This window comes from Sphingomonas lycopersici, from assembly GCF_026130605.1.
GTDB classification, from domain to species: Bacteria; Pseudomonadota; Alphaproteobacteria; order Sphingomonadales; family Sphingomonadaceae; genus Sphingomonas; species Sphingomonas lycopersici.
The window spans coordinates 44,677-59,279 of the sequence record NZ_JANFAU010000013.1 but is presented as its reverse complement, the minus strand read 5'-3'; the positions used below and the strand labels follow the sequence as shown (position 1 = coordinate 59,279).

Below are 14,603 nucleotides of genomic sequence, written 5' to 3'. Positions count from 1 at the left end.
GCGGCAAAGAGCGCCGCCGCTGCTATGCTAGCGCGCAGGATCGGTCGATGGCGCGATGATCCAACCAACCCCCTCATTCGACACGCGCATTCCCGTCAGCCTTGCCAAATGCGCCATGTCCCGCGGCGTGTCGCCCGTCAATCGGATCACGCCGGTGAAAGGAGTCATCGCGATCCGCTGGTCGACGCGCACGTCGCGCCCGGCAACCAGCGCGATCGTCTCTGCGGCGATCAGGATCGGCTGGCCGGTGAAGGTCAGAATCCGCGTCTGATCCGGCGCGACCCGCGAACGGATCACGCGATTGCCCGGCAATACGCTCAACGCATCGCCCGCGGCCAGCGCGATCCGGCTGTCACGCGGATCGAACAGCACCGCGCCCTCGGTGACGCTGACATCGACGCCGCGCGAGTCATGCGTCACGGCGAAGACGGTGCCGACGTCCTGAATCTCCCACGCGCCGGCACGGACGGTGAAGGGATGATCGGCATCATGCGTGACGCGGAAGGTCGCACGGCCGCTTTCGAGCGTCGCGCTGCGCGCACCGGCCTCGACCCGCGCGCCTGCCGCCAGCGCGATACGCGTTCCGTCGCCGAGCGTCACCGCTCGCGGCGTGGTCGCCGCGATCGTCACCGGCGCGGGTGACCGAAGCCCTGCCTCGCGCAGCCCGACCGCCCCCGCGATCGCCGCCGCCAGCGCCCCCGCCGCGAGCGCGACGCCACGACCGCGCCGCCACCAGCGCACCGGCGCCTCATCGTCGTTCGCCGCGATTGCCGGCACCGCCGCCGGATGACGCGTGGCATCCGCCAGGCTCACCGCGTCATAAGCGCGGGCGTGCGCCGCATCGGCCTCCAGCCAGGCGGTGAACGCTGCCCAGTCGGCCGCGTCCATCGTCTCCTGCCGCAGGTGCCAGGCGATCGCGGCGTCGAGGACCGCCTCGTCGATGTGCGTGGCGATGTCAGTCATCGTCCCCTCCATCCGCCAGCGCATGCAGCCGGCGATAGGCACGCTGGAGCAATTTCTCCACCGCACTGACCGATATGTCGAGCCGCGTCGCGATCTCGCGTTGCGGCACCTGATCGATGCGAAACAGCCGATAGGCGAGGCGCATCCGTTCCGGCATCGCGGCGATCACCCGATCGGCGTGGCGCAGCGCGTCGCGCGCCAGCAATTCGCGTTCCGGCGAAGGCCGGTCGGTCGCCACGTCGCCCGACGCCGCCCAATCGGTTTCCAGCACCGCGCGGCGCTGCGCCGCGATCCGCCGGTCGGTCGCCAGATTGTTCGCCATGCGCATCAGATAGGCGGCCGGGTTGGCCAGCTCGAGCTGCGGATTGGCCGCGACGCGCAGCCACAGGTCCTGCAGCGCATCCTCCGCGTCCGCCGCGCTGCCGAGCCGCGCCGCCAGCAGCCGCAACAGCTGCGCGCGCTGCTCGCGATAGGCGGCGACGAGCCCCGGCGCCGCCATTACCTGCGTTTCCGCGGTGTCGACGCGCACGAACGATCATCCGCCGAATTCCAGCCCATAAGCGCGAGCAATGTCCGCGATCTGCATCCGGTGCAAGGCCGAGGCCTCGCGCAGCCGCGCCGCCGCGATCGTATCGCCCGGCAGTTCGCCGGCGCCGGGGTGGCACATGATCAGATGCACCGCGCCCGGCCGGCGCAGGAAGCGGGGGAAGACGCGCTCATAGTCGCTGTTGAAATCATAATGGCCGGCGAAGCTGCTGTTGCACGCCAGCCCGCGCAGCGCCGCCGCCCGGCGCAGCCCGCGCGCATGATAGGCGCTGCCGATCGCCTTGCCGCGATAGGGGCGCGCGGCGATCGCGCTCATCCGGTCACCGCAATCGCGGATCCACGCCGCCGGCGCATGCATCGCCACCGCATCGAGGAACAGCCGGCGGATGCCGGGCAGCACATGCGCATGCTGATGCGCGTCGACGAAATCGGGCATGCGGCCGGTCGCGCGACGGAAGGCGCGGAATTGCGCCGCGATCTCGCCCTCGATCTCCTCCAGCGGCAAATTGCCTTTCATCGCCGCGACGGTCAGCGGATCGATCTCCGGCATCACGCCGCCGTCGGGGACATATTCGGGCATGTCGGTGAGCGGCGCCTCGCCGGTCAGCGTGAGATGCAGCCCGATCTCGATTCCCGCGGGCAGATCGTCGAGCAGCCGCGCATCGGCGGTCCAGCCAGGACAGACCGACATGCAGCTGATCGCATTGAGCCGCCCCTCATGCGCGAGCGCGACGATCGTCTCGCTGATCGGGCGGGAAAGCGCGAAATCGTCGGCGCAGAGGATCAGCCGGGCCTTGGTCATGCCACGACCGCCGGTGCAAAGACCGCCGCGGGCGCCGTGGCGCGCTGGTAGCGCCGCTCGCGCAGCCGGTCGCTCGACAATTGCCGCTTCGCGAGCCGCGCCGCGAGGTGATTGTAGAAGAACCAGTCGCCCGTCTGCGTCGCGGCGGTGACGATATAGCAAAGCCGCTCCGCCAGCGTCCAACGCACCGAGGCGCGGTCGCGCTTGCGCGGCGAGGGCGAGCACCACAGGCTGGTGCTATAATCCATCGCCCCGTGTTTGAGCACGCGGTGAATGATCTCGTGATCCTCGAGCACCAGATTCCAGCGCTGCGGATCGAACCCGCCCGCCCCGCGCAACGCGGCGGTGCGGAACACCTGTCCGGCGCCGCCGGCGTGGCATTGTGCCGGCAGCAGGCGCGCGGCGATATTGACGTGGAGCGCCGACGCCACGCGCCGTGCGGTGCCGGCGGCGCGCGCGACGAAATACGCGCCCGCCGCCGCCACCCCGGTGCGCTCCAGCAAGGTCTGCGCGGTGGCGAGATAATGCGCGGGATACCAGGTGTCGGCGTCGCAGGTCGCGACGAACGGGGTGGTGACGCAGGCCAGCCCGGCGGCGAGCGCGGCGACCTTCCCCGGCCGGCGCTCATGCACCAGCACATAGGGCAGATCGTGGTCGCGGCACGCCGCGACCGCCACATCGGCGCTGTCGTCGGTGCTGGCATTGTCGATCAGGATCACCAGCGGCCGCTCGTCCTGCCGCGCGAGGCTCGCTACGGTATCGCCGATGCAATCGCGTTCGTTGAAGAAGGGCAAAAGCACCGACCAGTCGCGCTGCGCCGCCGCCTCGCCGATCTTCAGCCCCAGTTCGTCGTGACGCAGAAAATCCTGAAACACGCCTCGCCCTCCCGTGCGGCATGGGTTGCGGCGGACTTCCCCCTTGCCCGCCGCACTGACATGACGACACGGCGCGCACCGACCCGCACGGGTGGGGCGAAATTTTTTTTGGATAGCTCAGCGGCTGGGCGAAGAGCGCTACACAGCCGCCCCGCGCAACGCCACGGCGCGCGCGAACACCGCCTCGAACATCTCGGCGGTCAACCGCCCGGTATTCTGGTTGTAGCGCGAGCAATGATAGCTATCGATCACGATCCGGCCGTCGGGCATGCGATGCTCGGCAAGATGCGCGAAGCGTGCCTTGGGCAATTTGCCGCCCAGCACCTTCACCGTCGACTGATGCGCCACCTGCCCCAGCGCGACGAACACCCGCGCCGCGGGCAATGCCGCCACCGGCGCGGCGAGATAGCGGCGGCAGGTGTGCGCCTCCTCCGGGGTCGGCTTGTTCCCCGGCGGGAGGCAGCGGACGGCGTTGACCACGACCGCCCCCTTCAGCGCCAGTCCGTCGTCGGGTCGCCCGTCGAACGTCCCCTCGCTCAGCCCGAATTTGGCAAGCGTCTGGTAAAGCAGCGCCCCCGCCGCGTCGCCGGTGAACGGGCGCCCGCTGCGATTCGCGCCGTTGATGCCGGGGGCGAGGCCGATGATCGCCAGCCACGCCGCGGGGTCGCCGAACGCCGGCACCGGGGCGTTCCACCAATCGGGGTGATCGCGGCGCATATCCGCGCGCAGCGCGACGAGCCGCGGACACAAAGGGCAATCGCGCGGCGGCTCGCTTTCGGGCAGGGGTGAGGATGCGAAAATCATCATAAATCGCTAGAGGCTCGCGCGGGATGACGCAAAGCTACCTCATCGCGCTCGGCTCGAATCGCCCCGGCCGGCACGGCGGCCCGCGCGCGGAGATACGCGCCGCGCTCGCGGCGATCGGCGCGACGCGCGCCTCGCCGATCATGACGACCGCGCCGCTCGGGCCGTCGAATCGCGCTTATGCCAATGCGGTGGCGAGAATCGAGGACGAGGCCGATCCCCCTGCCCTGCTCGCGCGGCTCAAGGCGATCGAATATGATTTCGGCCGGCGGCGCGGGCGGCGCTGGGGCGCGCGGGTGATCGATCTCGACATCATCGCCTGGTCGGGCGGGATCTGGCGCTCGCCGGGGCTGACCGTGCCCCACCGCGCGCTGCGCGAGCGCGATTTCGTACTCACGCCGCTGGTCGCTTTGGCCGCCGATTGGCGCGATCCGGTGACCGGTCTCAGCGCGCGACAGCTTCATGCACGGTTGACCCGGCGGCGCGCGCTCCCTAACCGGCAGAAACGCTGGTGAGGGTCCGTAGCTCAGTCGGTAGAGCAAGCGACTTTTAATCGAGAGGTCCCGGGTTCGAATCCCGGCGGACCCACCAGCCTTCCCTCCACGCATTGTCGATCGGGCGACCCCGCTCCAGCTACCTGCTGTAAGCGACCGATCCCGCGCGCCGAATCCGCTTGCGGCCCGGCCTCGCAATGCCGGCGCAAGAGGCCGAACACCGTTACAGCGTCTGCTTAACGCTGATTCAACGCATGAATTGCCCCATTATAAAATGATTTGCCGCTTTCGCCGGGGCGACATGCGGTTAAGAGGGACTATATTTCCAAATAAGCACCGTCGAAGGCGCGATCACTCGGGACATTGGTATATATTCGATATATAGCTTTACTCATGTTTACCGAGTTCAAGCAGCAACTTTATCGAACGCGTAATGTTTCTGCGGTATATAATGTACCCAGTTTATTGAGGTTCCGTTCGTAGTCGATTCAATTACTTAGCATGGCTCGATGCCGGTTGCCGCCTTGTCGATCGCGAAGGACGGTCATCCCTCCAAACCTTCGCCGGTGGCGTCAAATCATCGCCCGGCCTGCAGCAGGGTAACTATAAGATTGAAATAGAACAATTTTATCCGGCGGACAGCGCGAATGTCAGGAGTAGGTCGGTGGCGAGTAAGGCAAAACGCACGGGACAATCGCTCGGCGGCAAGGCCGGGCGGCATTTTCTCGCGCTCGAGCCGCGGATGATGTTCGACGGCGCGGCGGTGGCGACCGCCGCAGCCGGCGCCGAAGGCCTCGTGCCGACCTCGGCGGCGGCGCCCGCCCCCGACGCAGGCTGGACCGCCGCCGATCAGCCGAGCGAGGAGCGTCCAACGCAGGACGAAACCCGCGATACCGCGCTCGCCGACACCGCCCCGCCGCCGCGCGCGATCGTCTTCGTCGACGGCGCGGTGAAGAATTATCAGGACCTGATCGCCGGCATCGACGGCGATTATGAGATCGTCGTGCTCGATCGCGATAGCGATGGCGTCGAGCAGATCGCCAATATCCTCGCCGAGCGGCGCGGCGTTTCCGCGATCCACATCATCTCGCACGGCGACGACAGCAATGTCCGGCTCGGCACGGCGGTGCTAAACCGCGCGACGATCGCGGGCGAATATGCCGACGAGCTCGCCATCTGGGGCGCGGCGCTCACCGAGAGCGGGGATCTGCTCATCTACGGGTGCGATTTCGGCGACGACGGCGCCGCGCTGGCGCTGCTCGCCGATGCGACCGGCGCCGATGTCGCCGCCTCGACCGACGACACCGGCAGCGCGCAACGCGGTGGCGACTGGGATCTGGAGGCGCGCGCGGGGACGATCGAGGCGGCGACCCTCGCCGCGCCCGAGTGGGACGGGCTGCTCGCCGCGCCGACGCTCGATACAGCCCCCGCGCTGACCTATACCGCGGCGGAGGATGCGCCCGCGCCGGCCAACGGCAGCGCGGTCGGGGTGCCCGTCTCGACCTATACCGGCGGCATCAGCGATACCGATGCCAATGCGCAAAAGGGCATCGCGATCACCGCCAACGCCCCGACGCAGGGGACATGGTGGTATACCACCGACAGCGGCGCGACCTGGCAGCAGGTCGGGACGGTCTCGAACACGAGCGCGCTGCTGCTGGCGGACAACCCCCAGACGCGGCTCTATTTCCAGGCGACCACCGCCGATTTCAACGGCACGGTCGGCGGGACGGCGCTGACCTTCAAGGCGTGGGACCAGTCCGCCGGCACCGCCGGCACCAAGGCATCGACCACGACCACGCCGGTTTCGTCATCGACCTCCACCGCGAGCGATACGATCGCGGTGACGGTGACGCCGGTGAACGACGCGCCGGTGCTGACCGACGTGGGTCGCGATCTGAGCGGGATCAACGAGGACAATAACGCCAGCACCGCCTGGCCCGCCCCGAGCGGCGCGGTCGGGACCAGCGTGACCTCGTTCGGGGGGAGCACGACGGATGTCGACAGCGGGGCGCAGACCGGCATCGCGATCGTCGGCGCCAATGCCGCCAACGGCACCTGGTGGTATTCGATCAATAGCGGGACCACCTGGACCCAGCTCGGCAGCGTTTCCGAAAGCAACGCGCTGTTGCTCACCAATGTCGCGGACTCGCGGGTTTATTTCCAGCCCAACGCCGATTACAACGGCACGATCGCCGATGCGCTGACGATCCGCGCCTGGGATCGCACCCAGGGCAGCAACGGCGGGCGCTTCAACATCGCCACCAGCGGCACCGGCGGCACCACCGCTTTCTCCAGCACCACCGACACCGTGTCGCAGATCGTCAACGCGATCACCGACATCACCGCCGACAGCACGACGACGAGCGAGGATACCGCGATCGTCATCGATGTGCTCGCCAACGACAGTTTCGAGAATAGCGCGCACCCGATCACCGCGGTCGACGGCAAGGCGATCGCGCTCAACGGCAGCGTCGCCGTCACCAACGGCAGCGTCACGTTGATCGAGGAGGCCGGCCGGCAGAAGCTGCGTTTCACCCCCGCGGCGGATTACAACGGCAACGCGACCTTCAGCTATACCGTCACCGCCGGGGGCGCGACCGAAACCGCCAATGTCACCGTCTCGATCAGCTCGGTCGAGGATGCCCCGCGCATCGATCTCGACACCACCGCCGCCGGGGCCGATTTCAGCGGCTCTTACGGCCAGACCGCGGTCGCGATCGGCAAACAGGTTTCGGTCACCGACCCCGAGAACAACAATATCGCCTCGATGACCGTGACGCTGGCGGGCGCCACTTCGGCAGACAGCCTCTCGCTGAACGCCGCGGTCACCGGCATCACCTCCAGCTATAACGCCTCGACCGGGGTGCTCACGCTCAGCGGCAGCGCCACCCCCGCGAGCTACCAGACCGCGCTGGGCAATGTGCGCTTCACCACCACATCGGGATCGACCGCGGCGCGGACGATCACCGTCAGCGCCACCTCCTCGACCGACCCGAAAGCCTCGAACACCGCCACCGCCACGATCACCCCGCTCGACACCGATCGCGACGGCATCGCCAACAACACCGACATCGACGATGACAATGACGGCATCATCGATATCGCCGATAGATCTGCCAATTCATCAACCACCGCGCTCAGCGTCAAGGACGGAGGCACGCAGACAATCGTGCCGCCGGGGCAGATCGACAATGTCGTCCTCAACATCTACACGCTGGACAATTCGCTCCAGCTGAAGGTCAATGGCGTCAACATCGCATCCGACGAGCTGCAATATTATGCGGCGGGCGCCGGCGCCGATGTCGCCTTCCTGGATAATACGACACTATCCAAGGTATGGACCCTGACGGGCACCGCGGCCAATCCGCTGGTCCAGATCCGCATCGACCGCCAGGGGCAGGTTACATTGTTCGGCTCGCGGACGAGCGGCGGCGCGCTCGAGCCGATGAAGCTCCTCAACGGTTCGCTGAACACCGTCCCGCTGCTGAGCCCCGCGGGCGATGCCGTCATCACCCTCTCGCAAAGCAATGCGAGTCCGCCGACCTCTCTGACCGGCGCGATCCAGATAGCGACGGTTGCCAACCCTGACGGCGACGGCATCGAAAGCCGTCTCGATCTCGATTCGGACAATGACGGCATCACCGACAATGTCGAGGCGCAGAAGACCAAAGGCTATATCGCGCCGAGCGGCACCGACGCGGACCGAAACGGCCTCGACGATATCTATCAGTCTTCCACCGAATTGGTGACCAACGGAACCTTCGATGCGTCGGCCACCGGATGGACGACGACCGGCAACGTTGGCTATTTTCAAGGGCAGCTAACCTTCAACGGCGGGGATACGACCCCCAACGGCATCGCAACCCAGGCGATCGCCACCGTCCCGGGGCAGGCCTATACGCTGAGCTACGAGATCGCCTGGATCGGCAGCGGCAGCGGGACGGTGGGGCTCGACATCGAGGCGCTCGACGGGACGACGATTCTGGCCAGTCAGTCGGACACCAAGACCACCGGGGGCAGCGTAACCGTCCACTCGTTCACGTTCGTCGCGACCAGCACCCAAACGACGATCCAGTTCAAGGACATATCGACGACGACCAGCAGTATCGACGTTACCGCCGACAATATCTCGCTCAAGGCGCTCGGCCTCGGCCCCGTCGACACCGATGGCGACGGCAGCCGCGATTATCTCGACCGCGATTCCGACGCCGACGGCACCCTAGATATCGCCGAGCGCGGCGACGGCCAGCCGACCAGCGTCACCGCGACGACCGATACCGACGGCGACGGGCTGCTCGACATCTTCGAAGGCACCAACGTTAACGATGGCTTCGACGCCAACGACGAGAACGTCACCGCCGCAGGCAATTTCAACCTTGCCGACAGCGACGACGATACCAATGCCAACGGCTCGAACGCCGCGCCCCGCGCGATCGATCTCGATTATCGCGACAATGTATCGCCGCCAGCGGTCGATCTTGACGGCAATAATTCATCGGGGGCGAGCGGACGCGATTATAGCGTCAGCTATGTGCGGACCGACGCGGCGGTGGCGATCGCCGATCGAGACGTCGTCATCACCGACGACGGCAATGTCATCGCCAGCGCGACGATCACGCTCCAGCCGTCGTCGTTCGCCGACGACCGGCTGATCGTCAACGGCTCGGCCGCCGCATCGGGCACGCTCACCAGCGGGATCGCCTGGACCCGCACCAACAGCGAGGTCAAGCTGTCGGGCAGCTTCAGCAAGGCCGATTATCAGGCCGCATTGCTGCTCATCGCCTTCGAGAATACCGGCATCGGCCAGCCCGGCACGCGGCAGGTCACCGTCCAGGTCAGCGATGGCGCCAACAGCTCGGCAGCCGCGACGACCACGATCACCGTCGTCAACGCGCCTCCGGTCGCGGACGACGAAACCGCCACGACGCCCGAAGACACCACGCTGACGGTCACCGCCGCCATCCCCAATCTCCAGTCGCGCGCCTTCGCGCTTGGCCGTTGGTGGCTGCGCGAGGCGCTGTTCGGCATCGGCGACGCGCCGCCCGAGGAATTGCCGCGGCGCACGATGCGCTGGATGATCGTCTATGCCTATGCGACGTGGCTCTACCGCCTCGTGCTGTTCATTGGCATCGCGCTGCTGGTCTATCACTTGTTCTTCAAGCTGCTCGGGCTGGCGCTCTTTCTCGTCGAGATCATCGTGTTCGTCGCGCGGCCGATCGCGAGCGAGGTCGCGGCATGGCATGCGATGCGCGATCGTATCCGCAAAACGCCGCGTTTCCGCTATCTCGCGATCGGCGGCGGCGTGGTCTTGCTGTTGATCGTCTTGCCGACCGATATGCGGATCCGCGCGCCCGCGATGCTGAGCGCGGTGCAGAGCCAGCCGCTGACGACCGGCGAGCCCGCATTGCTCGTCGAGATGCTTGTCGCCAACGGGCAACAGGTGAAGGCGGGCACGCCGATCGCGCGGCTCGTTTCGCCCGATATCGATCGCGACATCGCGCGCACCCGGGTGCAGATCGCCGAGCTCGAAGCGCGATCCGGTCGTGCGACCGCCGATGCCGAGGATCGCGCCAACTTCCGCGTGCTGCGCTCCGACCTCGCGGGGCAGCGACTCAACCTCGCGGGGCTCGTTGCGCGACGCGAGAAATTGACATTGGTTGCGCCCGCCGACGGGATGATCACCGATATTTCCGAGCAGATGACCGCCGGGCGCTGGCTGAGCGGCGACGAGCCGATCGCGCGGCTGGTCTCGCCACGCAGGTACGACGTCCAGGCCTATGTCGACGAAGCCGATTTGTGGCGGCTGAAGCCCGGCGCGGCCGCGCGTTTCGTCCCGGACGACGCCGCCAGCGCATCACGCCCGGCGCGACTCGACGAGATCGCATCCGCGGCGGCCGAGCAGATGGAATTCCCCGCGCTTGCCTCGACCAACGGCGGGCCGATCCCGGTCAACCAGCGCGACGATGGCGCGTTGAAGCCGCTCAAGGCGATCTATCGCCTCCACCTCACGACCCCGACCGATACCGACGCGGCGAATCGGCTGGCGCAGCGCCGGACCGGCGTGGTGGTGATCCACGCGCGGCCGTCGAGCCCGTTGCTCCAATGGTTCCGCGCGATCGGCCGGATCTGGCGCGCCGAGCGGCCGGTTTAGGTCCTACCGCCGGCTAAGCTGCGTCACGTCGCGCACCGCGCCGCGCGCGGCATTAGTGGTCAGCGCGGCATAGGCCTGCAACGCGGGCGAAACGACCCGCTCGCGCCCGATCGGCTTCCACGCGTCGCGCCCCTTGGCGTCCATCGCCGCGCGCCGCGCCGCGAGCACCTCCTCCGCGACGACGAGATCGATCGCGCGGGTCGGGATATCGATGCGAATCCTATCGCCAGTTTCCACCAGCCCGATCAGCCCGCCCTCGGCGGCCTCGGGCGAGACGTGCCCGATCGACAGCCCCGAGCTGCCCCCCGAGAAACGCCCGTCGGTGATCAGCGCGCAGGACTTGGCCAGCCCCTTCGATTTCAGATAGCTGGTCGGATAGAGCATCTCCTGCATCCCCGGCCCGCCTTTCGGCCCTTCGTAGCGGACGATCACCACATCGCCCTCGGTCACCTTGCCGCCGAGGATCCCCGCCACCGCGGCATCCTGGCTTTCGAACACGATCGCCGTGCCCTCGAAGGTCAGCATCGACGGATCGACCCCCGCGGTCTTCACGATACATCCCTCGGGCGCGAGATTGCCGAACAGCACCGCGAGCCCGCCATCCTTGCTGAAGGCATGTTCGGCCGAGCGGATCGCCCCGGTCGCGCGATCGGCATCGAGCTCGTCGAACCGCGCCGACTGGCTGAACGCGACCTGCGTCGGCACATTGCCCGGCGCCGCGCGATAGAGCGTCAGCACCTTCTCGTCGTCGGTGCGGGTGATGTCCCAATGATGCAGCGCCTGCGCCAGCGACGGCGAATGGACCGTCGGCAGGCTGGTATCGAGCAGCCCGGCGCGATCGAGCTCGCCCATGATCGCCATGATCCCGCCGGCGCGATGCACGTCCTCCAGATGGACGTCGGCGACCGCCGGCGCGACCTTGCACAGGCACGGCACGCGGCGCGACAGCCGGTCGATATCGGCCATCGTGAAATCGACCTCGCCCTCCTGCGCCGCCGCGAGCAGATGGAGCACGGTGTTGGTCGAGCCGCCCATCGCGATATCGAGGCTCATCGCATTCTCGAACGCGGCGCGTGTCGCGATGCCGCGCGGCAGCGCGCGCGCATCCTCCTCCTCATACCAGCGCCGCGCGAGGTCGACGATCAGCCGCCCCGCCTGGCGAAACAATTGCTCGCGATCGGCATGGGTCGCGACGATCGAGCCGTTGCCCGGCAGCGCAAGCCCGAGCGCTTCGGTGAGGCAATTCATCGAATTGGCGGTGAACATCCCCGAGCACGACCCGCAGGTCGGGCAGGCCGAGCGTTCGATCGTCGCGACTTCCTCGTCGGTGTAGCGATCGTCGGCGGCGACGACCATCGCGTCGATCAGGTCGAACGACTGCTGCTTGCCCTTCACCTCGGCCTTGCCCGCCTCCATCGGCCCGCCCGAGACGAAGATCGCCGGGATGTTGAGCCGCATCGCCGCCATCAGCATGCCGGGGGTGATCTTGTCGCAATTGGAGATGCACACCAGCGCGTCGGCGCAATGCGCATTGGCCATATATTCCACCGCATCGGCGATCAGCTCGCGCGAGGGCAAGGAATAGAGCATCCCGCTATGCCCCATCGCGATCCCGTCATCGACCGCGATCGTGTTGAACTCCTTGGCGACACCGCCGGCGGATTCGATCTCGCGCGCGACGAGCTGGCCGAGATCCTTCAAATGGACATGCCCCGGCACGAATTGCGTGAAGCTGTTGGCGATCGCGATGATCGGCTTGCCGAAATCGCCGTCCTTCATCCCCGTCGCGCGCCACAGGCTGCGGGCGCCGGCCATGTTGCGGCCGTGCGTGCTGGTACGGGAACGGTAATGCGGCATGTAACGATCTTTCCGGCGTGGTGGAATCCGCGCAACTTTATCGCGCGCATATCCGCCAGTAAAATATATTATTGAACGCCGATTAGGTCATTGTAGATATAAGAAATGGACGTGCGCCAGCTCCGCCATTTCGTCGCCCTCGCCGAGACGCTGCATTTCGGGAAAGCCGCGGCGCGGCTGGGGATGACGCAGCCGCCGCTCAGCCAATCGATCCGCGCGCTGGAGCAGGATCTCGGCGCGCCTTTGTTCGCGCGCACCCGGCGCAGCGTCGCGCTGACCGCGTTCGGCGAGCAATGGCTGCCGCATGTCCGCGCCGCGCTCGCGGGGGTGAATGCGCTGGGCGAAATCGCGCGCGGCATCCTGAGCGGGGACGCCGGGCGGCTCGAATTGTCGTTCGTCAGCACCGCCGATTACAGCATCCTGCCCGCGCTGGTGCAGCGGTTCAGGCGCGCCTATCCCGAGGTCGATCTCGTGCTGACCGAGGCGACCAGCGACGTGCAGGTCGCCGCTTTGCTGGAGGGCAAGGGGCAGATCGGCATCGTCATCCCCGATCGCGCCGCGCCGCTGCCCGATCCGCTCGCCTATCGCCAATTGGTGTCCGAGCCGTTGGTCGCGGCGGTGCCCGAAAGCTGGCTCGCGCAGGGGCGGATCGTAGCGGCGGGCGAGCATCTGCCCGTCGCGGCGGTGATCGCCTCGCCGCTGATCGTCTTTCCCCGGCGGGTGGCCCCCTCGTTCCACGATCTCGTGACCGGCTATTATGCCGCGCACGGCAGCAACCCGCGCGTCGCGCAATATGCGATCCAGATGCAGACGATCATCAGCCTCGTCTCGGCCGGGATGGGGATCGCGCTGGTCCCCGCCTCGCTGCGCCATCTCGCGCGATCGGGGGTGCGCTACCTGCCGCTCGAAGACGAGGCGCCGCTGCTCGAAACCGGGATCGTCTGGCGCCGCGACGATACGGCGCCGACGCTCGGCAATTTCCTGCGGATGATCGAGACGGCGGATTTTATGTGATTGTGCTCCCCTCCCCGTCTTACTCCCCTCCCTCGTGAAGGGAGGGGAGGAACGACGCTCACCGCCAGTCTCAGAACAGCCGCGTCAGAAGGTAAAAAGCCGCGCCCACCGCGGCCGAGGCGGGGATGGTGATGATCCACGCCACCACCACGTTGCTCGCCACCCCCCAGCGCACCGACGAAGCGCGCCGTGCGGTGCCCGCGCCGACGATCGCGCCGGTGATGGTGTGCGTCGTCGACACCGGAATGCCGAGCGCCGAGGCGCCGAACAGCACGATCGACCCTGCGGCCGATGCGCTGAACCCCTGATGCTGCGACAATTTGGTGATCCGCGAGCCCATCGTCTCGATGATCTTCCACCCGCCGGTCATCGTGCCGAGCGCGATTGCGATATAGCAGCTCACCGCCACCCAATGCGGCACCGCGAACGGCCCGGAGAGATAGCCGGTCGAATAGAGCAGGACGGTGATGATCCCCATCGTCTTCTGCGCATCGTTGAGCCCGTGGCTCAGCGAGTAGGTGGCGGAGGAGAGCAGGTGCAGCGCGCGGAACGAACGCTCGGCCTGGAAGGTCGTCGCGCGACGCAGCGCCCAGCTGCTGAGCAGCATCACCAGCATCGCCAGCATCATGCCGATCATCGGCGAGAGCACGATCGCGAGCAGCGTCTTGTTGAGCCCGGCCCATTGGATCGTGCCGATGCCGCCATGCGCCACCCCGGCGCCGATCAGCCCGCCGATCAGCGCGTGGCTCGACGACGAGGGAATCCCGCGCAGCCAGGTGATGACATTCCACGACATCGCCCCGCCGAGCGCGCCGAAGATCACCGCGGGCGTCACGATATCCTTGTTGATCAACCCCTTGCCGATCGTCTCCGCGACGGCGTGGAGGCTGGGAAAGGCGATCGTCAGAAAATAGGCGGCGAAGTTGAAGAAGGCCGCGAACGCCACCGCCTGGACCGGCGACAGCAAGCGCGTCGCGACCACCGTGGCGATCGAATTGGCCGCATCATGCAGCCCGTTGAGATAGTCGAACGCCAGCGCGACCGCGATCAGGCCGACGAGCAACGGAAAAGCGAGATCGTGCATCGTCGGCGCG

General features: G+C 67.3%; 10 protein-coding genes and 1 tRNA gene. 4 read left to right on the top strand and 7 right to left on the bottom strand.

Features of this window, described 5'->3' with window-relative positions; translation table 11 throughout:
• Positions 1 to 27: 27 nt before the first annotated feature.
• The 5 genes from NED98_RS19405 to NED98_RS19385 all read right to left on the bottom strand — a co-directional run bounded on the left by NED98_RS19405 (position 28) and on the right by NED98_RS19385 (position 3,990).
• Entirely contained in the window at positions 28 to 963 is a 936-nt protein-coding gene (locus tag NED98_RS19405; protein WP_265314108.1) for a FecR family protein, read from the bottom strand.
• Complete coding sequence (locus NED98_RS19400) at positions 956 to 1,492, bottom strand: RNA polymerase sigma factor (protein WP_265314106.1); 537 nt, start codon at positions 1,490 to 1,492, stop codon at positions 956 to 958. Before NED98_RS19400 ends, NED98_RS19405 begins: the two co-directional genes overlap by 8 nt.
• Positions 1,493 to 1,498: 6 nt before the next feature.
• The gene (locus tag NED98_RS19395) at positions 1,499 to 2,311 is read right to left on the bottom strand and encodes a ChbG/HpnK family deacetylase (protein ID WP_265314105.1); all 813 of its coding nucleotides are present in this window, start codon (positions 2,309 to 2,311) and stop codon (positions 1,499 to 1,501) included.
• Positions 2,308 to 3,186, bottom strand: coding sequence for a glycosyltransferase family 2 protein (locus tag NED98_RS19390; RefSeq protein WP_265314104.1), 879 nt, complete (start codon positions 3,184 to 3,186; stop codon positions 2,308 to 2,310). The genes NED98_RS19395 and NED98_RS19390 overlap by 4 nt, the downstream gene beginning before the upstream one ends.
• 138 nt (positions 3,187 to 3,324) lie before the next feature.
• Positions 3,325 to 3,990, bottom strand: coding sequence for a uracil-DNA glycosylase (locus NED98_RS19385; protein WP_265314103.1), 666 nt, complete (start codon positions 3,988 to 3,990; stop codon positions 3,325 to 3,327).
• A 26-nt stretch (positions 3,991 to 4,016) separates the two neighbouring features.
• Between NED98_RS19385 and folK the strand changes: the two genes are divergently transcribed.
• The 3 genes from folK (at position 4,017) to NED98_RS19370 (ending at position 10,638) form a co-directional block, all read left to right on the top strand.
• Positions 4,017 to 4,505 carry a 2-amino-4-hydroxy-6-hydroxymethyldihydropteridine diphosphokinase gene (gene folK / locus NED98_RS19380; protein ID WP_265314102.1) on the top strand — a complete coding sequence of 163 codons (489 nt, stop codon included), beginning with the start codon at positions 4,017 to 4,019 and terminating at the stop codon, positions 4,503 to 4,505.
• Positions 4,506 to 4,581: transfer RNA gene (locus NED98_RS19375), tRNA-Lys, on the top strand. It begins immediately after the preceding gene.
• 567 nt (positions 4,582 to 5,148) lie between these two features.
• Positions 5,149 to 10,638, top strand: coding sequence for a DUF4347 domain-containing protein (locus tag NED98_RS19370; RefSeq protein ID WP_265314100.1), 5,490 nt, complete (start codon positions 5,149 to 5,151; stop codon positions 10,636 to 10,638).
• Between the two features lie 3 nt (positions 10,639 to 10,641).
• On the opposite strand, the gene ilvD is transcribed toward NED98_RS19370, so the two are convergent.
• Complete coding sequence (gene ilvD / locus NED98_RS19365; RefSeq protein WP_265314099.1) at positions 10,642 to 12,495, bottom strand: dihydroxy-acid dehydratase; 1,854 nt, start codon at positions 12,493 to 12,495, stop codon at positions 10,642 to 10,644.
• A gap of 105 nt (positions 12,496 to 12,600) precedes the next feature.
• Here ilvD and NED98_RS19360 point away from each other — a divergent pair, with 105 nt between their 5' ends.
• Entirely contained in the window at positions 12,601 to 13,509 is a 909-nt protein-coding gene (locus NED98_RS19360; RefSeq protein ID WP_265314098.1) for a LysR family transcriptional regulator, read from the top strand.
• A 70-nt stretch (positions 13,510 to 13,579) separates the two neighbouring features.
• Here NED98_RS19360 and NED98_RS19355 read toward each other — a convergent pair whose 3' ends face one another.
• On the bottom strand, positions 13,580 to 14,593 hold the full coding sequence (locus NED98_RS19355) for an inorganic phosphate transporter (RefSeq protein ID WP_179512340.1): 1,014 nt from the start codon (positions 14,591 to 14,593) through the stop codon (positions 13,580 to 13,582).
• Between the last annotated feature and the right edge of the window lie 10 nt (positions 14,594 to 14,603).

Excerpts from the sequence above, each read along its gene's own strand:
- folK (WP_265314102.1), top strand. The coding sequence starts at position 4,017 with ATGACGCAAAGCTACCTCATCGCGCTCGGCTCGAATCGCCCCGGCCGG.
- NED98_RS19355 (WP_179512340.1), bottom strand. The coding sequence starts at position 14,593 with ATGCACGATCTCGCTTTTCCGTTGCTCGTCGGCCTGATCGCGGTCGCG.
- NED98_RS19405 (WP_265314108.1), bottom strand. The coding sequence starts at position 963 with ATGACTGACATCGCCACGCACATCGACGAGGCGGTCCTCGACGCCGCG.
- NED98_RS19360 (WP_265314098.1), top strand. The coding sequence starts at position 12,601 with ATGGACGTGCGCCAGCTCCGCCATTTCGTCGCCCTCGCCGAGACGCTG.
- NED98_RS19395 (WP_265314105.1), bottom strand. The coding sequence starts at position 2,311 with ATGACCAAGGCCCGGCTGATCCTCTGCGCCGACGATTTCGCGCTTTCC.
- ilvD (WP_265314099.1), bottom strand. The coding sequence starts at position 12,495 with ATGCCGCATTACCGTTCCCGTACCAGCACGCACGGCCGCAACATGGCC.
- NED98_RS19385 (WP_265314103.1), bottom strand. The coding sequence starts at position 3,990 with ATGATTTTCGCATCCTCACCCCTGCCCGAAAGCGAGCCGCCGCGCGAT.